At 63.3% G+C, this 23572-nt stretch carries 16 protein-coding genes and 1 pseudogene; 8 read left to right on the forward strand and 9 right to left on the reverse strand.

All coding sequences use genetic code 11. The annotated features are described in order from the left end of the window. Nucleotides 1–234 precede the first annotated feature (234 nt). From ACFT41_RS28515 to ACFT41_RS28550, 8 genes and pseudogenes are all read left to right on the forward strand, one after another. On the forward strand, nt 235–1269 hold the full coding sequence (locus ACFT41_RS28515) for a sensor histidine kinase (protein ID WP_377588685.1): 1035 nt from the start codon (nt 235–237) through the stop codon (nt 1267–1269). Between the two features lie 436 nt (nt 1270–1705). Further along, entirely contained in the window at nt 1706–3112 is a 1407-nt protein-coding gene (locus ACFT41_RS28520) for a hypothetical protein (protein WP_377588684.1), read from the forward strand. Between the two features lie 460 nt (nt 3113–3572). Next, a pseudogene (locus ACFT41_RS28525) lies at nt 3573–3968 on the forward strand (IS110 family transposase); the annotation flags it as partial. Nucleotides 3969–4199: 231 nt separating this feature from the next. Beyond that, nucleotides 4200–5678: a metallophosphoesterase gene (locus ACFT41_RS28530; protein WP_377588683.1), complete on the forward strand. Its 1479-nt coding sequence runs from the start codon at nt 4200–4202 to the stop codon at nt 5676–5678. Nucleotides 5679–5684: 6 nt separating this feature from the next. Beyond that, nucleotides 5685–6728 carry a GTPase-associated system all-helical protein GASH gene (locus ACFT41_RS28535; RefSeq protein WP_377588682.1) on the forward strand — a complete coding sequence of 348 codons (1044 nt, stop codon included), beginning with the start codon at nt 5685–5687 and terminating at the stop codon, nt 6726–6728. Next, nucleotides 6725–7993: a hypothetical protein gene (locus tag ACFT41_RS28540; RefSeq protein WP_377588681.1), complete on the forward strand. Its 1269-nt coding sequence runs from the start codon at nt 6725–6727 to the stop codon at nt 7991–7993. Before ACFT41_RS28535 ends, ACFT41_RS28540 begins: the two co-directional genes overlap by 4 nt. Nucleotides 7994–8036: 43 nt before the next feature. Beyond that, entirely contained in the window at nt 8037–8981 is a 945-nt protein-coding gene (locus ACFT41_RS28545) for a hypothetical protein (RefSeq protein ID WP_377588686.1), read from the forward strand. A gap of 5 nt (nt 8982–8986) precedes the next feature. Continuing rightward, nucleotides 8987–11374, forward strand: a complete 2388-nt coding sequence (locus ACFT41_RS28550) for a hypothetical protein (RefSeq protein WP_377614039.1) — start codon at nt 8987–8989, stop codon at nt 11372–11374. Here ACFT41_RS28550 and ACFT41_RS28555 read toward each other — a convergent pair. The 9 genes from ACFT41_RS28555 to ACFT41_RS28595 all read right to left on the reverse strand — a co-directional run. Then, nucleotides 11357–12004 carry an SLATT domain-containing protein gene (locus tag ACFT41_RS28555; RefSeq protein WP_377588679.1) on the reverse strand — a complete coding sequence of 216 codons (648 nt, stop codon included), beginning with the start codon at nt 12002–12004 and terminating at the stop codon, nt 11357–11359. The genes ACFT41_RS28550 and ACFT41_RS28555 overlap by 18 nt on opposite strands. 63 nt (nt 12005–12067) lie before the next feature. Beyond that, nucleotides 12068–15142 (reverse strand): type I restriction endonuclease subunit R, encoded by a 3075-nt coding sequence (locus tag ACFT41_RS28560; RefSeq protein ID WP_377588678.1) that lies wholly within the window; start codon nt 15140–15142, stop codon nt 12068–12070. 3 nt (nt 15143–15145) lie between these two features. Further along, entirely contained in the window at nt 15146–16321 is a 1176-nt protein-coding gene (locus tag ACFT41_RS28565) for a restriction endonuclease subunit S (RefSeq protein WP_377588677.1), read from the reverse strand. Beyond that, entirely contained in the window at nt 16314–17891 is a 1578-nt protein-coding gene (locus ACFT41_RS28570; RefSeq protein WP_377588676.1) for an N-6 DNA methylase, read from the reverse strand. Before ACFT41_RS28570 ends, ACFT41_RS28565 begins: the two co-directional genes overlap by 8 nt. 174 nt (nt 17892–18065) lie before the next feature. Next, nucleotides 18066–19103, reverse strand: coding sequence for a helix-turn-helix transcriptional regulator (locus ACFT41_RS28575; RefSeq protein ID WP_377588675.1), 1038 nt, complete (start codon nt 19101–19103; stop codon nt 18066–18068). Between the two features lie 59 nt (nt 19104–19162). Continuing rightward, nucleotides 19163–20260 (reverse strand): glycosyltransferase family 4 protein, encoded by a 1098-nt coding sequence (locus ACFT41_RS28580; RefSeq protein ID WP_377588674.1) that lies wholly within the window; start codon nt 20258–20260, stop codon nt 19163–19165. Further along, nucleotides 20247–21194 (reverse strand): DNA-3-methyladenine glycosylase family protein, encoded by a 948-nt coding sequence (locus ACFT41_RS28585; RefSeq protein WP_377588673.1) that lies wholly within the window; start codon nt 21192–21194, stop codon nt 20247–20249. Before ACFT41_RS28585 ends, ACFT41_RS28580 begins: the two co-directional genes overlap by 14 nt. Next, nucleotides 21191–22132 (reverse strand): LD-carboxypeptidase, encoded by a 942-nt coding sequence (locus ACFT41_RS28590; protein WP_377588672.1) that lies wholly within the window; start codon nt 22130–22132, stop codon nt 21191–21193. Before ACFT41_RS28590 ends, ACFT41_RS28585 begins: the two co-directional genes overlap by 4 nt. 5 nt (nt 22133–22137) lie before the next feature. Next, on the reverse strand, nt 22138–23572 hold a 1435-nt coding region (locus ACFT41_RS28595; RefSeq protein ID WP_377614038.1), incomplete at its 5' end, for an SUMF1/EgtB/PvdO family nonheme iron enzyme.

The raw sequence follows: 23572 nt of genomic DNA on the forward strand, positions 1-23572 counted from the left end.
CTTCACGATCAGCCAACGTCAGCATGTTGCGCACGGCGGGCATCCTGTCCCACCGAACCACCAAGATCAAGTGCTACGACTGACTGAACTCGCCGACACCTGGTCCTCATGTGCGGGGGGATCTTTCTGCTCAGCGCCGTCGTCCTCCTTACGATCAACTACATCCTGTTCCGGGCGGCGCTTCCTCCGGTCGCCAGCGGACGAATCGACACCGCGGGCCCGAACCCGACGTCCATGGTGCGACCGCTGAACGCGGACACGGCCGCCGAGTACCGCATCGACGTACTTGACACGCTGCTGGTCCAGTCCGGCGTGACGCTCGCCATCACCCTGCTGCTTGCCCTGCTGGTGGGCTGGATCGTCGCCAGTCGCATGCTGCGCCCAGTACGGGTGATGGCCGACGCGGCGCGCCAGTTCAGCGCGGAGAACCTGAACCAGCGCATCCGGATGCGGGGACACCGCGACGAGTTGACCGACCTGGCCGACACCTTCGACGAGATGCTCGATCGACTGTCGGACTCGTTCGACAGCCAGCGGCGGTTCGTCGCCAACGCCTCGCATGAACTACGCACCCCGCTGGCCGCGCAGCGCACCCTGGTCGAGGTGGCGTTGGCCCGGAAGAGCACCGACCCGGCCGTACGGGGCCTGTGCTCACGCCTGCTCGCGATGAACGTACGGATCGAGTCCCTCATCGAAGGGTTGTTGGTGCTGGCCCGCAGCGATCGCGGCCTGGACCACCGCACACCGGTGCGGCTCGACGAGGTGGCCGCCGGGGTGATCGACGCGCAACGCACCCGCGCCAGCCAGAGCGGCCTGCGCATCCACGCCGACCTGACACCGCAGGTCATCAATGGCGACCGGGTGCTACTGGAACGCCTGGTAGTCAACCTGGTGGACAACGCGATCAAGTACAACCGCCCGGGAGGGCAGGTCTGGGTGCAGGTTGGCTCCCCGGGCCCCGTGCTCAGGGTCGGCAACACCGGGCCGGTCGTACCGGTCGACCAGGCTGCCGCACTGTTCGAGCCATTCCGGCAGCTACGCCGAGGCCGGGACAGCGCGGATCACGGGGTGGGTCTGGGGCTGTCGATCGTCGCCTCGATCGCCCGGGCCCACCGCGGATCCGTGCGTGCCCAGCCGCGGCCGTCGGGTGGCCTCGTCGTCCTGTTCGACATGCCGGGCTCCGCTCCGACCCAGCCACGGACCAAGCGGTACGTCGGTGCGGAGATCGCGTTGGACAGGGCCTACTCGAGCAGGTCGGTGCGGAGATAGACCGGGCGATCCGCTTTCCCGGAGGGCCGCCGTTGCCACGCGGCGAGTTCGGAGCACACCGGAGGAGCACCGGTGTCGCATGCGAGTTCGTCCCACCGGGTAGGTGTGGAACTTCACTCCTGTCCGGTCCACCGGCCGACAACGACCACCGTCCCGCATCCGTAGTCACCCGTCGCCGCATGGGTCACGACAGTTGCGGAGGCATCGGGTCGCGTTCCGGCCTATCACCGCTCGGCACATCCATCCGAAGCTCCCTACTCTGAAACTGCCGCTGACCTACCGGCGCGCCCTCGGAAGGCGGCCCGGCACACCCACCCTCGCCCGGGGCAGGGCATGCGCGGAATGTCCTGTCGGTGCACCGCCGGTGCACCTGCGGTAACCCCAGGTGCCGCTGCGATCACCAGGCAGGACACGGTCCCTGTCGGGAGGACGTGCGATGGCTCCGATCACGACCTGGACCGGCCGGGATGCCACCGCCCTACGCCAGGCGGCGCGGATGAGCGTCACCGCCTTCGCCGAGCACCTGGGCGCGGCCCGCCGGACGGTGGCCAAGTGGAGCAGCCAGGGCGACAACGTCATTCCCCGCGCCGACATGCAGGCCGCGCTGGACACCGTGCTGACCCGAGCCACACCCGACGTCCGCGAACGCTTCGCAGCCCTGCGGGCGACGGGCACCAACGGTGCAGCCGCGAGCACCACGCCACCGCGCACCGGCCCGGATGCCGATACTGGTGAGGACAGCCACCACAGCTCGGACTCGGATGGTGACGTGCAACGGCGAGACTTCCTGCGCAGCGCTGCGGTCAGCGTCGCCGCTGCCCCCGGCGTCGCGCCGGTGCTCGACGCGCTCGTCTCGCCCCGGCAACAGCCCGCCACGGTGTTGTCCGTGCAGCAGCTCTCCGGCAAGGTGGCCGCTGTCAAAGGCGACTACCAGGCCTGCCGATACGAACGGGTCCTCGACCAGCTCGGCACGCTGTTACCCGCTCTCGAACCCGCCAGGGCGGACGCGGAGGGCACGCAGCAAATGCAGGTCGACGACCTGGCCGCCGAGCTGTACCACGTCGTCGGTAGCGTCCTGCTCAAGCTGGGCGACCGTGGGATGGCCCTGGTCGCCGCCGAGCGGAGCACCCGCGCCGCCGCGACGAGCCAGGACCCGGTGGCGGTCGCCGCGAGCGCACGGATCATGACCCACGCCCTGATGAGCAACAACCACGACGAGCAGGCGGTGACCCTCGCCGCAGACGCGGCCGGCGCACTCGACCGGGACACCCGCCTCGCGTCGACCGACGCGGTCGCCGTGTACAACGCCCTCGTCCTACGCGGCGCCGTCGCCGCAGCCCGCCGCGACGACCGGGACACCGCACACACCATGCTCGACGAGGCCACCCGCGCCGCGACCCGACTCGGCTACGACGGCAACGACCGCTGGACCGGCTTCGGCGCCACCAACGTCCTGCTGCACCGGGTCAACATCGCCCTCACCCTCGGCGACGCCGGCACCGCCATCACCATCGCCCGCACCATCCCCCTCGGCAAGGTGACCCTCGCCGAACGCAAAGCCACCCTCTACGTCGACATGGCCCGCGCCTACACCCAGTGGGGACGCCACGAACAGGGCCTCAACGCCCTGCGCACCGCGTACGAGGTGGCACCCGAAGAGATCCGCTGCCGCCCAGCGGTCCACCGCCTCGCCAACGACCTCGCCCACCTCGCCACACCCCACGCGACCAGCTTCATCGACATCCCGGCCATCGAAGAACCCCCGACCGGCAGAGAAATACCAGGTCAAGGCCTTGATCGTTGGTGCGCCGCCAGGGACTCGAACCCCGAACCCGCGGTTTAGGAGAATAGCGATCCGAACCTTGTCGCTGCCTGTCGAAAGTTGGCGTTGAACTGTACAGACATGCCCGTGCCGTGATCGCATCTTGTCAACGCTAATCACTCACAGACGTGGGTTTTCGGGGGGTATAAGAGGGGTGCCGACAGCGCGTTGCCAGGATCCACCAACCCCCGCCCGGGCTTCGGCTTCGGGTACCTATTGGCACGAGTACGACAAGCGCCTGCCCGTTACCTTTTTGATCGTCCCCAGCTGGGGACCCTCGGTCGCCCGGCTCGGTATGACTTCCTGCCTCTGTCCTTTCGATGATCCGGGGGTGTTGTCGCCGGGTCGGACGGCGTCGGCGCACCGCTGATAGGGACACGGCCACCAGCACTGGGGTAGGTCTCTCCGTAACGTGGCTGCCGGCAGTCCGACGCCCAGACCAGCGACCGGGGACCACGCGACGCGGTGTGGAGGCTGGCAGGTGAACAGAGACTACGGCGTCTTCCTCGGCCTGAACGTCGGTAAGGAAGACCACCACGCGGTCGGACTCGACCCCGACGGCAGACGGCTGCACGACGCGCCGCTGCCGAACACCGAGGCCCGCCTGCGGCAGCTCTTCGACAAACTGGCCCGGCACGGCCCGATCCTGGTGGTGGTCGACCAGCCCGCTTCGATCGGCGCCCTGCCCGTCGCAGTCGCACGGGCAGTTGGGCACCAGATCGCGTACCTGCCCGGGCTGGCGATGCGTCGAATCGCCGACCTGCACCCCGGTAGTGCGAAGACCGACGTCGGCGATGCCTACGTCATCGCCGACGCCGCCCGCACCCTGCCGCACACCTTGCGGCGGGTCGACACCGGCGACGAGACCCTGGCCGATGGAGGTCCTCGCCTAGATCGTGCAGCCAGTCGGCGACCAGCGGCGATGCCCCTCGCCATAACGGCGCACACCGCGACCGCAAGCAGGGCCGTACGCGGACACCGCATTCGGGCGTAGTCGTGGGAACCAAAACTACCGCCGACACGCCAACTCAAGCCCTATCCGGCCCGAGCGGCAGGATTAACAGCCGGTAGACTGCACAGGCTTTTCAGTTGGCCAAGGAGGGTGCACGTGCCTGCAAGTCCTCTTTTTGTGCATCTATCGGACATTCACTTCGATGCGGGTGATGAAAGCCTCTATGGGCCAAATGCCATGGCGGCGGGCCGGCTCGTTGAGGATCTTGAACGTTGCCGTGATCGGTTGGGCCAACCCAACGCCATTCTTGTAACTGGAGACATTGCGTTCAGCGGCAAGTCGGAGCAATACGATCAAGCCCGCCACTTCCTCGAACAGGTTACGCAGGCGCTTGACATCGAACCGCATAGTGTACTGACCGTTCCCGGCAACCACGACGTTGACCGAAACCAAATTGGTCCTACGGGAAAGCTAGTCCACGACCAACTCAGGGGCTTAGACCCCACTGACTCAGACAAGCTACTGAATAGCCTCCTGCGAGATCCGGCGAATCCGCTACTCAAGCCTTTGGCCGCCTACAACGACTTTGCAATGAGCTACGAATGCTCAGTGAGCGCTGAGAAGCCCTCGTGGGAGGCCCCATTTGACCTCGGTGACGAACTGCGACTGAGGGTGTTTGGGCTTACAAGTGTACTTGTGTGCAATGCCGACGACGCTCGCGCAGGAATGATCATGGGCTCCCGGCAGACCAGCCTTAACGGCTTACAGCCGCAGGATGTGGGGATGGTACTTGCGCACCATCCGCCCGATTGGTGGCATGACCGAGATATGTGCTTGCCGCTGATGCGTCGAATGGTAAGCGTATGCCTGTACGGACACAAACATGAGGATGCCGCCGAGCTCCACAATGACGAGACGGTAAACATCTTCGCAGGGGCGGTCAACCCCGAACGCGAACATGAATGGAATCCACACTACAATTGGATTCAGCTGTCGGTAATAGATGAATCAGCAGCGCCTAGACTGAGGGTGAGGCACTGGCCCCGCCGTTACGTCAAAAGTCGGAACAAATTCAAGTCCGACACCAATGACGGCGGCTGGGCCGCAGATGAGTTCTTGCTAACCTTACCCCGTTATCGTCGTCCGAGGATTGACCGACTCGACGCCGGTAACGAGGTGGCTACTGGCCGGTCTCTAGAGCCCCGCAACGGTCGAATTACCTTGCCCGCCTCTGGAGAAGTCTCCGGTGAGAGCCCGCACCAAGATGTCAGAGTGCCCGCTGTCGCGGCAGGTGAAGAGTCTGCCGACGTCGGCCGTACCACGGGAGCGGACCATACGGACTCTCTAAGTGAGCGGCCCCCGCTAGTTCAATCTGACGGAGCGCCAAGTGACCTTCGCCGCGCGGCTTACAGCTTCACGCTGCTGGAGTATGGCGCCCAAACACGCGTTCTCGCAAACCTCGATCTACTTACGGACAGCGATAGAGAGCTGCTCCCCCAAGAACAGTTCATCCGCGCTTTTGAACGAGCACATGAACGAGGAATCACCCAACAGCTAGTCACTGCGGTCACAAAAGAGCTCGACGAGCGCGAACTGGGAGAGGCTACGATGCGGCGGACGCGAGGTGAGGGGTGAGTAGTTATGCATAGGCTTTTTCCCGACTGGCATGAAGGTGTCGTCACCGACATAACCCTAGTACCGCTCGATGCTCGGTGGGCTGGAGTCGAGGAAGTCGTTAGTGATCCGAGTTCCGACCTTCTTATCCTAGTAGCAAAAATCGCGCACGAGCGGCCGATGGATCCAACGCAAACTGAGCAGTTCCGCGAAATCTTTCGCAAGCATGACAAAACCTTTCCTATGCGCGGTCAGGAACGGCTCATTGCCATGCTCGCATCCGCCTCCATGGTGGTGTTACGTGAAAATGGCAACAGGCAAGCGGCTCTGAGTACCCACCTTAGTCTTGCTGCCAATAATGTAGGCTGGGAGCCACTACTCGCAGATGTCAAGGTGGACAGCAGAGAGTTGCTACACCTCGCTAGTCAACAACGACAGGTCCCCCCCTGGTCTGCCAAGAAAGTGGCTTTCGCATCTACAGCCTATAAGCAAGCCCTCACTAGGCTAAAGTCATCAGGCGCAGAACTTGACGCTGAATCTCTAATACCCATTCTCGAGGCGATAGCTCAAAGCGTTACCGACGCTATACAACGGACGCTGCACGAAGTGCAACGCAACTTCAATTCCCGCGAACGCCCACTTCGAGAAGAACTTGACGTCCTGCGTTGGCTGCTTTCTGGTCACAGCGGCCTGACTGGCGAATGCTGGAGCAGCTACGCGGCCAGGGACATCGCCATCTTGGCTGCCATTGAGCTTCAGAAGCTAACGGACCTTCCCATATGCCTACCCGACTTTGCCGCCCTGCTAGCCCAGACGATTGATCAAGCAGCTACACCGACCTCCGCGGACGCACCAACTACGTGGCAACTAAACTCAGCGATAGCTGAGACTGCGTCAGCAACTATATTCGTGCCCAAGAAGATCGAGGAATTGACCCCGTTAGCGGTGGCTCTTGAGGCTGGCAGCCTTTCGGACAAGAAACTACCCGACGAAGATCCACTAACAACTTCGATCCGACTATATGAGGAACTGCAGCTTCTCGCTGCGTATAGTGAGTCCGAGGAGCCATGACTAGCCTCGCCGACGATCGGCCCCTCGGCGTCTGCGTCGATGTCGACTGCCCAGTAGGTCAGGGCTCCGGCGATTGCCGCCTTAACTCGGATATCTTGCATTGTATAAATTTCGAGCCCGATCTGGATGAGGAGCAGCCGAGAGTTTCGGAGGAGAGCTGTCCGGATGTTCAGCCGAAGACAGAAGAACCCTTTCCGGAAGCGGATTCGGTGGCCGCTGCGTTAGTCCTTAGCCAGGGCCAGGGTGATGTGGCTGATCTTGCACAGGCCAAGCCAGCAGCCTTTCGGCCGGCACCGTACGCCGTTGAGGCGCCATCGGGTCCAAGGCGCAAGATCGATTTCTCGGATAACGAAATCCCCGTTCACAGCGGTTTGTCTCTTTCGGCAGACGAGGCTAACCTCGTTTTAGGCTCCACCAAAGCTGAGATCGTGATGTTGGTGGGCCTCCCGAACGTCGGCAAAACCACATTTCTTGCAGCATTGTACGAGACCCTTTGCGTCGGCCCAATTGAGGGCATCCTATTCGGAGGTTCTCTAAGCCTGCTCGGATTCGTTGAGAAGGCATTCTTTGCTAGCACCGCAAGCGGACGTCCCACTCCAGATACCGTGCGCACCTCTCAGGACGAACTGTCCCGCCCTTATCTGCATCTCTGTCTCGGAAGTTCCGATAACGGATTCAGCAGAGATTTCCTGATCGCAGATGTGTCTGGCGAGTTCTTCCGCGATGTCGCGTCCGGCGGAAACGCAGGGGATGCAGCGCCTTTGCTGAAACGCGCTAATCACATTGTTCACTTTGTTGATGCTGGCGAATACGGCGATCCACGCCAACGACAACAGGCCATGGCAATGACAACAGCTCGGTTGCGGCGCTTGCACGAGAGTCAAGCCTACCGATCAGACGCGATCCATACCCTTGTGGTCTCGCGCTCTGACTTGTGTGACCCAGAACCGCTTCAGGAACTTCTCGACCGACTTCGCAGCATTGCGCAAAAATGGGCAAGTGATGCGCGGATTGTGCCTGTAGCGTCTCGTCCGGCAAGTTTTGTGGGGCCGGTGGGGCTTGGAGATGTCCTGTATGCACTTACTCGCGAGCGTTCTCCACAAAATCGCCATCGCCACAAGGTCCGAGTGCTCAATCCGATGGTCAGCAAGCTGAGCAGCAGGCACAGAACCACTAGGACTTCGCTGCCATCTCGAGTTGCCGACCTAATCGCGGGTTCGTTCCACGTATCGTTTGAGGGTTCTCGCAGGAGTGGGGATGATTAGCGCACCAGATCAAGCTTCCAACGGGGATCCTTTCTCGGTGTCAATGCTTGGCCAACAGGCAAGCGGCAAGACGACATTCGTAGCTGCGTTGTGGGCATGGATATGCGATGATGAGCTGCTCGATGACGAGGCTGATCGCATTTCACTTAGGATCAACGGGACGCTGCCGGCAGCGACACAGTACCTCGATGAAGCTAGGTTCCATCTACTCAGAGGGCGTCCGGTACCTCGTACCGCTACCGATACCGCCGAAGACGTGCGCCTGGACCTCTTGGTCGGCGGTAAGGCGGCGACTCTACATGTACTGGATCTTTCAGGAGAGAGCCTCGAGAGGCTATTCTCCGAGCGTTCCTGTCCGAAAGCCCTTGCGGACCATCTAACGTCGGCCGACTGTCTCATGCTATTCGTGCACCCGAATGAGATCCGGCTTCCTGCGACGATTGCAGATGCCACACGCATGGCCGGCTCATTCTCCGACCAATCCGCTGTCAACCCTGTCGTCTATGGGGCAGAGAGTTCAAGTGCCGTCGACAGCAGAACGCATGTTGCCTACGGTCCGACTACCGACGCTGAAGGCGACGTGGCTGAGTCCGCCCCTACAGCTGTCCAGCTCGTTGACCTAACGCAGATAGCTGCGCAAATGGCCGGAGCCTCCGCTTGGAAGCCCCTTCATGTTTGCGTTGTTGTTTCCGCTTGGGACGTAGTAGATCCTGCGGCTGTCGATAGACTTGAGCCAGAGGTAGACCCTCGGAAGTGGCTATTTCGCTTTCTGCCACTGCTCGCTCAGTTTCTCGAGGCAAACCGCCAGTCGCTTCCGAGTAGAGTGTTCGGCGTCTCGGCACAGGGCGGCGACTACGAGGTTGACGATACTGCCGATCGGCTCGCGTGTCTAACGGTCGCTAAGCGCGCTGTGGTCGTAGATGAAGGACCCACCGCAATGCGCGATATCGCAGCGCCGCTGCACTGGCTGCTGGATCAGCGATCTTGATGGCCATGCACCCGCCGGAGCAGCCAGCCAGCCGCTCCCGCAAAAGCGGAGAGCGACCGAGTATTGTGCTTGATTCCCATGAGGCGGAAAGCGCCGGGTCTGACTCACCCGAAGTTGTTGAGCAGGCCCTGTTCGGATACCGCAACGGTCACCGGCTTCTAGCGTCATCGGTGGCACTAGACGCCGACATTGAGCGATTGCTTACGAGATTGAGCGACACGACGGGCGCTGCTACGACGAGCAGCTTCGACGGATACCTGTCGGGCTACCCGTTGTCAGATGGACGATACGTCCTCAGCAGAACCTGGGCGGCCATCGAAATGCCTCGTCCGGGCTCTGTATGGACGCACGCGCTTCTTATTCCGCCGACAGTATTTCGGGCCCTACGTACGCCGATGGCGGTCGTGGACGAGCTTCGCCGTCCGACAGAGGATCGACTGAAACAATTTACCTCAGCAATTCCAGCAGGAAGATTCCTCTCTGCCAGCGGCGTCAGCCCTTCACTTTCCCCATCCGCTGCCAACAGATGGGCCCCGGTTATAAGTCAGCTCTATTCAACTGACTCGGCCACAGTATGGACTACCGCCGAATCGACTGAGGTAGTAGAGCGTGACTTACTGGCTATATGGTGGCATCAGTGGCCCGCCCTTAGGCGGAGGTTTTCGTTCTGTCTAGGGGCGACTGGCCCACGTCGACTCGATAAACGCGCGTTCGATCTGCTAATCGTGCCTGTCTCACGCGCCCGTACCGCCGTAGCTGACCTCGGCCAGCCAGCAAAGGCGGCTGACGGACACTCGCCGCATAATCGCCTGCTTCTTGCCGACCTCCAAGGTAGTGCACCGAAGGAGTTTGGCAAGTTTCTTCGGTTCTGTGCGGCGGAGACTCACCGGCGAAGCGCCGGTATGGCGCTTGCACAAGTTTGGACTAGAGCCGCGTCACATGAGAGTCTTCATGAACTCGCCAATCTGGTAGCGGAGACGTACCCAGATCCCACAAGCATGCGAAGGTTGAAGCGTCTTCTGCTGTCGCCTGGTGGTGCGCTTCCGGGCATGAGGACGGAAGCAGATGCGGTATCCGTCATCGCGAGTGGTCGAATCGGCGTATCCGTTTTCGGTGCGGATGCCAATCTTGACTCTCTAGTCGCAAAGGCTCTAGAACAAGATAGGCGCCTTGTGCTGAATGCCACCCGGGCTTTGCTGTTAAATGTCTATGACGCCGATCAGTTGCACACCGATCATCTGGCGAGGACTCGACTGCGGCCAGGGGCGCACAAAACGAAGTCCGGGAAGCTCGCGGCAAACGAGTTGCCCTCGCATGTCTTACTGCAGGCCGAATTGGCAGCAGATCCGAACTGGCTTGTAGATCTTGTCGATTTCCTCCCAGGTCTCGCTCGCAGACGCCTTCAGGCGGCTTCGGCTGATTTCCATGCAACAGCTGCTCCAAACACGCTTCCGGGGCAGAGAACTGCCTGGGCAGCACATTTCTGGACGCTGCGTCCCGACCAACGACTCGTCCTTCTCCAGGCTGGCCCGTCACATCTGGCTCGAGTGCTGCACGATCCGATTGAGCAAGAATCCCCCTTGGAGCCGAACCAAGAGTCCAGGCGATCCCAATCACGGTTGGCGTGGCTTGCAGTGTTTTCGCCTCAACCATCGGAAGGCAGTGAGTGGCTGGAGGAAATCTGCCTTGAATCGTCCAGACTTGCGAAGATCGAGGCAGTAGGCTTTTTCGCAGGCGAACTAGCGGACCTGCCCAGCGCAGAGCGTCGCCGCTGGGTGAGCGCTATTCGTGCCCCACTAAGCGAACTAGTGCTTGAGGTAGTTCCCAACCTCCCCTCTAAGTCTTGTGCTGCCATGCTAGAAGCTCTTTCACTCGAATCTTCCTCTCTCCGCGCAGCCGCGTTGAGGCCGTGGCGCGCACTTAGCCGAATCGAAGTGAGTGGAGTAGCCGCTGCACACTTACTCCGACTGCTTCCGACTACAAGGCCACATAAAGACGAGGTACTCTTGGCTGGCAGGGCATACGCCGTTTGCTGGCGCAGTGTCGTAGATGGTGACGAATCGGCGTGGCATGAGTTGGATAACTTCCCGAGGAGTATTGGGGAGCACGACTGGGACCGAGGGCGGCGACTGGCCTTCACCGTTGCCCATTCAATTGCGCCATGGGACGAGTCTGGGGGAAGTACTAGCGCTGCCGCCCGGGTACTAGCTGCCGCCCAACGTGAAGATCATGAAGCGGGGAAACAGCTCGCTGAGGAACTTCTGCGCTTTGCGACAACAGCTTCCTCGTCCCAGGACAACGGCGACAAGAAGAGGAAGAAGGCGAAAAGAAAGGGATTGGTAGAACAGGTTGCAGAGCAGGCGTTCCGAGTCCTGTCAGGCAGATGGCGCTGATTCAGATGTCGCTCCTCGCGGCCTTAACGTTGAGTCTGACGTGTTCGATGCTCCGTGACTGGTCGAGCCTTGCAGGACACTGAGATTGGTCTGAAATTCTCTTTTCCAATCGCCAGTCTCGGCTGCCACTAGCTCGGCAATGTCGTCGGAAAAGCTTGCGAGGCTCGAAAGGCGGCGCTCAAAGTGAGCCGGGTGATTTCCATCAACCATGGCCGCCGAAATATTTCTTAGCCATTCGTACTGGAAAGAGTCCAGCCTACGTTGAATTGCTAGTGAAGTCTCCATATCGCGCATCCAGCCGGAGGAGAGACCAAAATAGTGATCGAACGCCAGAGAGGCCGCCGCAATGGCGAATGAGACATACCCAAGCTCGATTGGTATTTCTGTTAACGAAACGTGAGCCAGTGGAACAACGCCACCAACCCCAGCAGCGATGATCGCAGTCGCGCGCAGCACTCTTGACCAACGCTTCTTCGGTCGCTTACGCAGTAGATACCATTTGGCAGTCTCGCTCGCCTTTGTGAGAACGTGCTGATGTAAGGAGTTCAGCAGCTTTTCAGGATCAGTCCAGTCCGCAGGACCGAATTGCGGAAAAGGGATCAAGGACAAGTCGCGTGAGTAGCGTGCCATCGTTGAACTTGAACTCCTCTTCATTGATGCTCGGCCAAGGGCGACTCGCGTCTAACTGCATTTTTAGTCAACGAGGTAGTGGGCTTCGATGTAGGCGACGGTGGAGTCGTACGGCTCCCCCACTGGCTTCAGCATGTACCGGCGGAAGACCGCAGCGGTAGCACGGCGGACGCCTCGGTTGCGGGCGTCGGCGTTGTCCCACGACTGGGCGAGGGTGCGGGTGACCACTTGGTCGATTTCCTCGGCCAGGTTCCTCTCCGTGATGGTGAGGCCGGCGGGTGCGTGGTCGTGGATGATCCGTGTCAGGACGCCGACGTGGTCGTCGTCCAGTACGACAGCTTCTTCAGGATGCTTCCCGGCGTTCACGATGGCGCGGGCGATTCGGAGTGCCTCGGAGAGGAAGTCCAGGGCGTCCTGGGCGGTCTGGATGATGCGGTCCCGCAGGAGCCTGATTCGGTCCGCGAGGGCGGTGTACTTTGCAGACCCGGGTTCAACTTCCTTGTCGAGTGCGGCCTTGATTCGGTCCAGGATCTCCGCTGCGGACGGTGGCTTCTCGTCTTCACCGTCGTCCTTGCCGGGCTTGGGGCGGACGAGGGCCATCAGCTCCTTGAGGATGGCGATGCCCTGGGCGTCCAAGACGAGGGGTTCCTCTTGGGAGGCGACCACGGCGAAGGAGTGGACGTGGGCGTTGATGATCTCCAGGACCATCGGCCCCAGCTCGCTCAGCCGTTCCTTTCTCTCCTCGTCGGAGGACCTCTTGAACAGGGTCGTGTACACGGACCCGAACAGACCAAAGCCGTCCCGGTACTTGGCGATCCGCTTGTCGGTGCTGATGAGGGAGTACAGGCGGGCCAGCAGCCGGTAGTCCCTGCTGAACACCTCGGCGGCGCCGGGGGTAGCGTCCAGGAAGACGTTGATGGCCCGCACGGACTCGTACCCGTGGACCGTGAGGTCTAGGTCATCCACATCGGCAAGAAGGTCTTCGATGCGGGCAAAGGTGGTGCGGAACTCGGCGACCAGCTCGGACACGTCGCTGACGAATCCGCCGCCCTTGCCGGACCCTTCCGGGGTGGGGTCAACGACGGCCCGCTGGACTTCTTCGGCCAGCCCGATGTAGTCCACGACCACCCCGGAGGTCTTCACGAACCCGGTCGGGGATACCCAGGTGCGGTTCGGGCGAGTGATGGTCTGGAACAGGGTGTGGGCTTTCAGCGGCTTGTCCAGGTAGAGGACGCCCTCGTTTGGGGCGTCGAATCCCGTCATTAGCTTCGCGGTCACCACCAGGAAGCACAGCGGGTCGTCCGGGGTGAGGAACCGCCGCTTTTGGCCCTCTTCCTCGGCCTCCGAGAGCCGGTACGGCCGCATGGCCGGGTCTTCGTCCTTGAAGTCCGAGACGGAGATGTTCACCTCGGCCGTGACTCGGTCGTGTTTCCCCACTTCGGCGAGTACCTGTGACGCCTCGAAGCCGGCCAGCAGATCGTTGATCTTGTCCGTGTATGCCACGGCCAGCTCACGGTTGTAGGCCACGACTTGAGCCTTGAGACCGTTGCGGTAGGCACCAGTCAGGTAGTGGTCCACGATGTCCTGGCAGACCGCATGGATGCGGTCTGGGTTGGCGAACACCGAGGTCAGGCGCCCGAACTTGCGAGACAGTGCCTCACGGTCGGGGTCGTCGAGGTCGAAGTCGTCGGCGAACTGGTCGAACTCGGCCTGCAACTCCTGGTCGTTCATCTCGAAGGACACCGGGTGCGGGTCCAGCATGACCGGGACGGTCGCCTCGTCCCGCAGCGACCGGGACACCGAATACCGGTGTAGCACTCGCCCCGGGTCGGCCTCGTCACCGAAGAGGGCGAAGGTGTCGGTGGCGAGGTTCCGCAGAGGGGTGCCGGTCATGCCGAAGAACTTCGCCTGAGGGATCGCGGCGCGCATCTGCCCGGCCAGGGACTTCGACTTGGCGGACTGGGTCCGGTGCGCCTCGTCGACCAGCACGATGATGTTGTCCCGCTTCGACAGGTTCCTGCCGGCCTCGGCGAACTTGTGCACGGTCGTGGAGATGACCCCGCGCACGTCGCTGGCGAGCAGGGACCGCAAGTCTTGACTGGTCTTCGGCTGGTGGAAGTAGGCGCTTCCCATCGCGGAGGTGAATACCCCGGAGGTCTGCCGCACGAGATCGGTCCGGTCCGAGAGCAAGATGATCGTGGGTGAGTCGGTACGGGAGTCGGCCAGTAACAGCGAGGCGGCGAACACCATTAGCAGCGTCTTGCCGCTGCCTTGGTGGTGCCAGATCAGGCCCTTCTGACCGCCGGCCAGGACTCGCTGGTGGATCAGGTGGGCGGCTTCCCGCTGCGGGTAGCGGGGCAGATACTTCTTGTCCACCCCACCCCCCGCGGTGTCGAACAGAGCAAAGTTGGCGAGCATGTCCAGGACGGTCGCCGGGTTGAGCAGCAGCTCCACGGAACGCTGCACGTCAACCTGCCCGGACAGGTTCTCGTCGTCGGCGGTGGACCGGAACGGCTGCCACAGGTTCAGGGGCGCGCCAACGGCTCCGAATCGCAGCTTCAGCCCGTCGGAGGCGACGGCGAAGACGTTCGGGGTGAAGAACCACGGGTACTCGGTGGCATACACATCGTTGATCTCGCGCGCAGCCTTAGCCCACCCAGATTTCGCAGTCGGCGACTTCACCTCGACCACGACCAGCGGCAGCCCATTGACCCAGTACACGAGGTCGAACCGGCGGGGGGTCTTCCCGGGGACGGTGATGGTCACCTCGTCCGAAACGATCAGCGTGTTGGCGGTCGGGTGCTCGACATCGATGACCCTCAGGGTGTGCCACACGCCGTCGGCGTCCCGGAACTCCTTATGTCCGCGCAGCAGGCGTAGCACCTGCTCGTTGGCCCGTACCAGCCCGCCTTCAACAGCGTTGACCGTGCCAATGATCTCCTCGACCACCGCGTCCACGTCGAACTCGTCGATCATCCCCGGGTTGAGTCGAACGATGGCGTCCCGGAGGTCGTCGGCGATCACCGTCTGCGTCGTCTCACGCGGAAGCGACCTGCCCGCTGTGAAACGCCAGCCCATCGGGAGGGACCACTGGATCACCAGGTTCTGGAACTCGCGCTCTCGAACACCCTTCGCCATGGCTCAGACCTTCAGCTCAGCGGACTCGATCTCGATCGTGCCGTCAAGCAGCCCCGACAGCAGCGCATCTCGGGCCTGACGAACACTAGTGGCCTCGGTACGTATCACAGCAATCTGCCCCTCGATTGCATCCAGAGCTTCCGCTACCTTTTCCTGCTCCGGTCGCGGCGGGACGGGAAGCGCCACCGATAGGAGCTGGTCGGGGTTGAGGCGCTTACGGCGCTGCACCGTCCCCACGACCCTGCTCTGCATCTCCGCCCATAGTCGGGGTGTCCGACAGACATGCTTAATCCACCCCGGTTCGACATCACCCGCAAGCGTGAAGGTTGGGAACTCGTTGCTCGCCACGAAGCCGTCGAACTCTGATGGAATCACCGTAATCGGTCCCTCCCAAGCAGTCAGCTTTCGCATCACCACCTGGTTCTCCCGCAGGACGTTCATCGCGGTGTACTCGGTGTCCGCCCCGTCGATCTCACCCTTGTCAACAAGACCCTTGCCGGCGTTTAAAACGCCAGCGAGACGGTAGATGTCTCCCGCCTTCATCGGGGCACGCATGACATCGAGACACATCACGTCACCCAAGGGCCTAGACTCGGCCTCATCACCATGGGATGTAAGCCAGAGCAGGGACGTCGCTGCCAGATACACGCCTTCCAGCGCGTCAGCCTCGGCGTCGAGTACAGTGAGCAGGTCACCTACTGCGCCGATGACCTCGACGATCCGCGCCTGCACCGGAAGTGGCGGCAGCACGATAGGAATGCTCGCGAAGTCCCGCACGTGGAGGCGTCGTCGCTCTGTGGTCCCAACCGCTCGGCCTGCCGCCTCAGACTGGAACGACGCGGTGTGGAAGATGGCCTCGGCGTACGCCGGGAGGATCGCCTCGGGGTTGACCGTTAGAACCGGAAAGTCGTTGGTGACATAACACCCGTCAGCGTTGTCCTTGACCACCCCGAAAGATGCCTTAGTCGCCCACATCCTGTTGTACACAATGTCGTCACGCTTGATCCGGTAGAGCAACTTGCCCTTAACCTTCTCGGCAGGAACCGTCTCACGGTGGTAGACCCCTCCGACATGCCAGCGAACCCCGGCATATCGCACCTCGGTCAGGCCATCAACCCGTACTTCGCGGAATACCTGGATCGTCACCTTCCCAAGCGTGGTCCGCTGCCAGTCACTCATCGAAGCCCTCGATCCCGGCAGCGGCGAGCACGCTGAACATCCGCTGCTCGGACTTCTGGCGCTCGGCTCGGGCGAGGTTGTACGCCTCGATTAGGGTACCGAGGTCCTCCGCCTCTGCGGCGGCCTGCTTGATGTAGCGACCGATGCTGAGGTCGTACCCGTTCGCCACGATCTCCCTGTTAGAGACCAAGCGTGCGGCGAGGCCACCATCGCCACCCGGGTCTACCGGGTTGCCGTCAGCATCGAAGGCCGAGTGGTAGGCGGTCACCGTGGCTACGATGTCAGCATCGGTCAGGATGTTGCGCTTCTTGGCCTTGATGAACCGCTTTGAGGCGTCGATAAACAATACGCCGCTCTGCCGCTCCGGCGCCTTGGTGCCGGGTGCACGGAACACCAGGATCGCCGTAGGAATGGTGGTGCTGTAAAAGAGATTGGAGGGCAGACCGATGACCGCTTCAAGCAGGTCGTCGTCCAGCACGCGCTGGCGGATGGCTGTTTCCTGGCCGCCTCGAAAGAGGACGCCATGCGGCAGGACGACGCCAGCACGCCCCTTCTTCGGGTCCATGCTGGCGATCATGTGCTGCACGAACGCCCAGTCCGCTGACGACTGCGGGGCGACGCCGCCGAGGGCGCGTGGGTCCTTGGTCCAGGGCTTCCACTTCAGGCTGTAGGGCGGGTTGGCGACGATTACATCGAACTGGGCGATCGACCCGTCCGGCTTCTTGAAGCGCGGATCCTTCAGGGTGTCGCCGACCTCGACCTGAAACTGAGTGAGGTTGTGCATGAAGAGGTTCATGCGTGCCACACCCGCAGTGTCTGCCACAGCCTCCTGTCCGTACAGGCGAAGCGTGTAGCCACGCCCGCCGTGTGCCTTGAGAAGGTTCGCAGAGGCGATGAGCATTCCACCCGACCCGCAGGTCGGGTCGTACACCGACTCGTAACTCTTGGGGGCCAGGATTTCGACGATCAGCTCGACGACCTCACGTGGGGTGAAGAATTGGCCGGCGCGGGTGCCGGACCCGTCGGAGAATCGCTTCAGCAGGTACTCGTACGCCCCACCGAGCACGTCGTGGGACATGTTGCCCTCGTGCATCTTCGGAGTTCGGTCCATCGCCTGCATCACTGCCGCCAACACCTCACCCGACAGCACCTCTTCCGAGGTCCAAGTCATGGACCCGAACAGCCGGGAGAACTTGTCAGGGTTGGCCGTCTCGATGGCCTGCAGGGAGGCGCGGACCCGCTTGCCGAGGCCAGGCTGGGTAACAGTGGCGAGGATGGACGACCAGGAGGCGCGACGCTGCTGGACGGTGCCGGGATGAATGAAAGGAATCTCAAACAACTGGTAGTCGCGGTACTCGATCTCATGGGCCTCCTCGGCAGAGAGATCGTTCAGCTGCTCCTTGTTGTCGGCCAGAAACTCCTGGTGGTGGTGGTCCCAGGTGTCCGACAGGTACTTCCAAAACATCAGCGGAAAGACGACCGAGGAGTACTGCGCTTCAGGCATCGCCACGCGCAGCTCGTCGGCGGCGTCCCACAACCGGCTCTCGATCTCCTGCTGGGTCACTGCCATCAGTCGGGGTGTCCTTGCTCGTCAGAGGGCGGCGACCCGAAGGTCTCAGTGTTCCTACTGGTCACCAAATTTCGTCCTGCCCGGCATGTACACGCCGGGCGTGTCCTGCCGGATAACACACGCGGCGCATTGTATTCGCCGTGACACACGGCATGGGCAGGGCACGCTGGCCGCTCATCGTGAGCTGCGAGGGTTGCGGCCTCGGGTTGCGCGGAGCCGGCTGTCGTCGTGGAGGTAGCTAGGGTCCGCGTCGGTGCCGCCTTCTCGTTCGTAGACAGCCAGCGCTCGTTGATGGTGGTGACGGAGGGCCTGGCGGAGTTCTGCGGGTTCCTCAGCTGCAACGTCGGCACCGAAACTGGCGACGAGCGGGACGAGCCACTGCCAGTTGTCCACGTACAGGATGATCCGCACTGTTCCATCTGGTTCGTGACGTACCTCCGAGTCGGGCTTGAGCCCCAGCCGCAGCATCTCGTCGCGGGCACTGGCTTGGACTCGCAGCGCAACCCGAGTGGAACCGCGTCCGTAGTCTTCGAGTGCCTGGGTCCACCATTCGCGCAGGTCGAACGCGTCGCCGGGGTGAGCGAAAGTCAGATCAGTGCGGTTGAGACGGTCGATGAGGTTGAGACGGTAGCGGCGAGGTTCGCCTCGGGTGGGGGCGGCGACGAGCCACCATTCGCCGCCCTTCCAGACCAGCCCGTAGGGCTTGACCGTCATCGTCTCGGCAGCCTGGGAGCGTTTGACCCGGACGGTGATCTCGATGGCGGTGCTGGTGAGCAATGCGTAGCGGATGGCGGGGACGTGGCCGGAGCCTTCGTCTTGCCAGTACCAGTCTCGGGTATCGAAGTAGATGCGTTGGCCGATCTTGCGCAGCGTGTCCCGGGCGTAGGCGCTGACACCGCCGGCTTGGAGGAGGCCGGGGTCGGTGATGGCTTCGTCTCCGTTGTCGATGAGGCCCAGCACGTAGAGGCGCAGTACGTCGTCCGCATCCATGATCAGCGGGTCGACCGGGCTTTCGGCGCTGAGCCGGTAGCCGCCCTCGCGGCCGGCGACGGACTCGATGGGCAGCCCGGCGGAGTTTAGTTCCTCGATGTCGCGGTAGATGGTGCGGACGCTGACATCGAAGCGGGTGGCGAGTGCGGTGGCCGAGACCCAACTCTTTGACCGTAGTTGCTGCACGATGCCGATGTGGCGGGCATAGCGCTGGTTGACCACGATTGCTCCTGACCTGGCGACTGTCACCATTGTCAGGGTTGCGCGGTGTGGTGGCTAGATCATCGATCGACTGCGCTGCGGTAGGTGTCGAGAAGGGCGGTGCCGGCGGTCGCGGCGGTGTAGTGGGCGAGGTGGTCAGCGACGGTCTGTGCCGAGGGTGGGGGTTGCTGGCAGCGGGTGACGATCGCCTTTGCCATCTGGTCGTCGTCGTAAGGGTCGGTGTAGGTGACCAGGTCACCGGCGATCTCGCGGTTGACCGGGGTGTCGGCTGCCAGTACGGGCGCGCCTGCGGCCAGCGCCTCGTGGACGGGCAGTCCGAAGCCTTCGTAGAACGAGGGCCAGAGAAACGCGGTGCAGGTGGCGAAGTGTTGCGCCAGGAGTTGGTTGTCGATGTGGCGGAGGACGGCGATGTCGGGCGCGCCGTTGGTGGGGAAGCCGCGTTCCCAGCCGAGGCGGCCGACAAGTTTCAGTTGCGGGGGCACGGTGTCGGGGGCGGCTTGGCGAGCAAGTCGGAAGGCACGGACCAGGCGAGGGATGTTCTTGGTGGGGATGTAGACGCCGACGGCGAGTAGGAACGGCTGTGCTGGTGGTCGGGCCGTGGTGCGGGCGTGGTGGAGTTGGGCGGCGAAACGGCTGTCGATGAAGTTCGGCACGACGGTCAGCGGCTGCGTGGGTTCGCCGAAGACGTTGACGATGTCGGTGCGGCTGGATTGGGAGACGGTGACGATCGCCCGGAGGTGCGGGTGGTGGAGCTGGTCGCGCAGCAGGTCGTTGTCCTCCTCGCGGATGCGTTTGACCATCAGCTCGGGGTACAGGTATCGGCCGGGGTCGTGCAGGGTGTAGACGGCGGGGTGGTCGAACCGGCGGGGTAGGTCGAACGGGTAGTGCACGAGGTCAGGCTCGAAGCCGCGTAGCGCTCTGGTCAGGGCGTGGGCGTGGCGAGTGCTGACGGTGAGTACCTGGACGTGGGGGTAGGCGTTGGCTGGGAACGCGGCCCGCTCGCTGTCGCGGACTACGACGGCGGTGTGGACGTGCTCGTGCACGGTGCCGAGGGCTTCGAGGAGGAGCAGGATGTAGCGTTCGACTCCGGTCTGGAAGCTGCCTCGCCAGTAGCGGGCGTCGATCGCGACGCGGATACGGCTGTCAGGACCGGGCACCGGAGCGCACCCCCACGGTCTTGCCGATGGTGCTGACCCACTGTTCGGTGTCGGTGGTGAGGAAGTCGAGGATGTGTTCGCCGAGCTGTCCCCATCGTTGGTCGATGAAGGCGGCGACCGCTTCCGGGGCGGGGTTGGGGTTGTCCAGGTAGAGCCGGCCGATGACGTCTATGACGTAGGTGTCGACGTGGGGTGTGCCGCCGCTGCCGTAGACGAGGTTCGTGGTGAGGTTGGCGGTGTAGGGGCCGACGCCCTTGATGCCGAGCAGGTCGGTGATCACCTCGGCCGGTGGGCGGCTGCGCCAGTCGGTCCAGGTGTAGCCGACATTGGTGAGGTAGCCGGCGACGTTGGCGAGGTCTTTCGCCCGGAACCCGACCTTGCAGGCGCGTAGTTCTTCGTCGGTGGCGCGGGCCATCATCGGCGGTGCCGGGAACACGTACACGGGTTCGCCGGCTGCCGTCTCCCCGCTGGGCTCGCCGAAGGCGGCGGCGAGGTTGCGCATCATGGCGTAGATCCGGTTGAAGTTGGTGCGCTTGGCGCACACCACCCCGCACAGCGCCTCGAACACGTCGGGATAGAGCTTGCCGCGACCAAGGCCGCGGTGGTTGACGGCGGCTTGCAGGACCGGATCGCCGGAGGCGAGGACAACGATCTGCTCGTACGGGTAGTCGAGTTGCAGGCAGCGCACCAGCGTGGCGTAAACCTGGTCGATGCCGTCGGGTACGGCGTCGTCCACGGTGACCTGGGCGGTGAGCTGATTCGGTGCGCTCTGCCTGATTCGGGCGACGGCGTGGTGGGCGTCCTTGGGTCCGATTCGTAGCGGGCGGACCAGCTCGTCGCCGTCGCGGACCCATGGATAGATCAGGTAGGTCTCCAGCGCATAGGTGAAGTCGACGTGGGTGTCCAGGTCGAAGACAAGGTCGTGGACGCTCATCGGGCCTCGATCAGGTCGTCGCGGTACCGCAGGACTGGGCTGTTGTCGTCGAGGTGCAACTCGATCGCGCCGCCAATCGGCAGCGGGATTTTGCGCGGGGTGTGCCCGAACTCGACGTTGGTGATCACCGGGAAGGCTCCGCCAACGCAGCGCACGATCAGGTCGTCCCACGTCGGGTCTGGCGCGTCCCCCTGGCTGGTGTCCACGGGCACACCGACGACGAGCGCGGCGATCCGGTCGAACACGCCAGCCAACCTCAGGTGGGTGAGGGCCGCGTCGATGTCCACCCAGCCCACGAAGACGTCTTCGAGGATCAGGATGGCGCCGTCGAGGTCGGGTAGGTAATCGGTCCCGACGAGCGTGCGGATGGTGCCAAGGTGCCCGCCGACGACCGGGCCTCGCACGGTGGCGCCCGCGCCGCGCACGACCCTCCAATCCTTGCCGGGCACTTCCCGGCCGATGACGCCGCTAGTGATGGCATCGAAGAAGGCGGTGGCAGTTTCGTCGTACACGGGGCGTTGGAAGAAGTCGTACCCGGAGGGGCCGTGCAGGGTGAGCAGGCCGGTACGGGCGTGGATGGCATTGAGCAGGATGGAGGGGTCGGACATGCCGGTCACGATGGTGGGATTGGCGGCGATGGCGTCGTAGTCGAGCAGGGGCAGCAGTTGCGCTGCGCCCTTGCCGCCGGTGGCGGGCACGATGAGCCGCACGTCCGGGTCGGTGAAGGCGGCGTTGAGGTCAGCGGCGCGCTGCTCGGCCGAGCCAGCTAGGTACCCGGTGGCGGCCCGGCAGCTCGGATAGGTGCGCACCTCGTACCCGCGTCCGCGCAGGTAGGCGACAAGCCGATCAAGGTCGTCGCTGCCAACCGGGGACGAGGTAGCGACCACTGCCACGGTGGAACCGGGTGGCGCGGCTGGAGGCCGAATCGTGGTGGGCATCGCCCCTACCTTTCTGGTTGATCGTCTGGTGCGGCGTCGCGGACAACGCGGAAGCCCACAAGGTGTCCGCAGTGCTCGGCGGATTCCAGGGGGCGCACGGTGGCGCGCAGGAAGTAGGTGTTGGCGCGGGTGTCGCCGCCTCGGTACTGCGGGTGATCGCGGTAGCTGCCGGAGCACCACTGCCACACGTGGCCAGTCATGTCCTCGACTCCGAACGGCGATGCCCCCCAACCATTGGCGGTAATCGTATGAAGGGCCGAACCTCTGGCCAAGCAACGCGGCGGCGCGGGCATAGCGGAGCCCCAGGGGAACCAACGGCCGTCGGTGCCGCGAGCGGCGAACTCCCACTCGTCCTCGCTGGGCAGCCGGCCGCCGGCCCACAGCGCGTAGCGCTGTGCCCAGGCCCAGGGCATGATCGTCGGGAGTTGCCCCGTCCCAAACGCCGGCTGGACATCCCCGACCGGCCCGAGGACGTACTGCTCGGCCGTCGCTTCGACAGCCGCGGCCTGCTCTGCTCGATCGGTCGTACGGAGGAAGGCGGCGAACATATCGCGGCTAACGAGATGCTGATCCATCCAGAACGACGTGAGGTCGACCGGTCGTGCATCCTCCCCGATCGGGTCGAGCCCGAACACGGACCGGACCACGGCGCGGTCCTCCGCGTGGAGTCCGAGAGTAGCCGGGCCACCCGGGATGAACACCTCGGTAGCGCCGTCGCTATCCCGAAGACGGGTTTGCGTCAGCGTCGGGTCTGCCGGTCGTAGGGCGGCGTTGAGGTAGCGCGCCATCACTTCCAGAAGGTCATCAGGGCTCTCGCCGTCTCGGGTGACGGTGGTCCCGGTGAACAACCAACCGGCCCCGTCCGGTACTGGCTCGGCCCACTCCTGATGGGCGTACCACCGGGCGTAGGTTTCGTTCCGGCCGTTGGGCTGCCATCGGGCGGTCAACTCTTTGATGCCTCGGCCGCGTACGACGGCTTGGGCCTGGCCGAACATGCGCCGTTGGGCTCCCGCCCACAGTAGGCGGCAACTGGCCAGGAACGAGTCCAGCCGGGCTTGGCCGTCCGGCGGGTAGGTGATCTCGGCGCAGCCGATGATCTCGTTGGCGAGGTCTGAGCCGTGGTAGGTGACCTGAAACGCCAGGACACTCCATGCCGGGTCGGCGACCAGGGCCGCCAACTGGTCGGCGGTGCGGCGAGGGGTGGTCATGTTGAACTGGTTGGTGCGGGCGTGCAACTGCGCGAGCCGCCGCAGGGTCTCCGCGTCGGTCGGGTCCTCGATGCACACGATCTCCGGGACGAGTTCGCCGCTGCGGCGGGCCTGGTAGTAGCGGGTGCGTTGCAGGTCTGAGAGGGCGGTTCGGAGGTTTAGGTCCGTTTCGGGATAAGGGTGAACACTCCGGGCTGGTCTTCGGTCAGGACTTGGCGGTTGACCATGCGTT

It is taken from the genome of Micromonospora sp. NPDC057141 (assembly GCF_042670805.1).
Lineage (GTDB): Bacteria > Actinomycetota > Actinomycetes > Mycobacteriales > Micromonosporaceae > Micromonospora.

Excerpts from the sequence above, each read along its gene's own strand:
- ACFT41_RS28515 (WP_377588685.1), top strand. The coding sequence starts at position 235 with ATGGTGCGACCGCTGAACGCGGACACGGCCGCCGAGTACCGCATCGAC.
- ACFT41_RS28520 (WP_377588684.1), top strand. The coding sequence starts at position 1,706 with ATGGCTCCGATCACGACCTGGACCGGCCGGGATGCCACCGCCCTACGC.
- ACFT41_RS28535 (WP_377588682.1), top strand. The coding sequence starts at position 5,685 with ATGCATAGGCTTTTTCCCGACTGGCATGAAGGTGTCGTCACCGACATA.
- ACFT41_RS28540 (WP_377588681.1), top strand. The coding sequence starts at position 6,725 with ATGACTAGCCTCGCCGACGATCGGCCCCTCGGCGTCTGCGTCGATGTC.
- ACFT41_RS28545 (WP_377588686.1), top strand. The coding sequence starts at position 8,037 with ATGCTTGGCCAACAGGCAAGCGGCAAGACGACATTCGTAGCTGCGTTG.
- ACFT41_RS28550 (WP_377614039.1), top strand. The coding sequence starts at position 8,987 with ATGCACCCGCCGGAGCAGCCAGCCAGCCGCTCCCGCAAAAGCGGAGAG.
- ACFT41_RS28555 (WP_377588679.1), bottom strand. The coding sequence starts at position 12,004 with ATGGCACGCTACTCACGCGACTTGTCCTTGATCCCTTTTCCGCAATTC.
- ACFT41_RS28560 (WP_377588678.1), bottom strand. The coding sequence starts at position 15,142 with ATGGCGAAGGGTGTTCGAGAGCGCGAGTTCCAGAACCTGGTGATCCAG.
- ACFT41_RS28565 (WP_377588677.1), bottom strand. The coding sequence starts at position 16,321 with ATGAGTGACTGGCAGCGGACCACGCTTGGGAAGGTGACGATCCAGGTA.
- ACFT41_RS28570 (WP_377588676.1), bottom strand. The coding sequence starts at position 17,891 with ATGGCAGTGACCCAGCAGGAGATCGAGAGCCGGTTGTGGGACGCCGCC.
- ACFT41_RS28585 (WP_377588673.1), bottom strand. The coding sequence starts at position 21,194 with ATGAGCGTCCACGACCTTGTCTTCGACCTGGACACCCACGTCGACTTC.
- ACFT41_RS28590 (WP_377588672.1), bottom strand. The coding sequence starts at position 22,132 with ATGCCCACCACGATTCGGCCTCCAGCCGCGCCACCCGGTTCCACCGTG.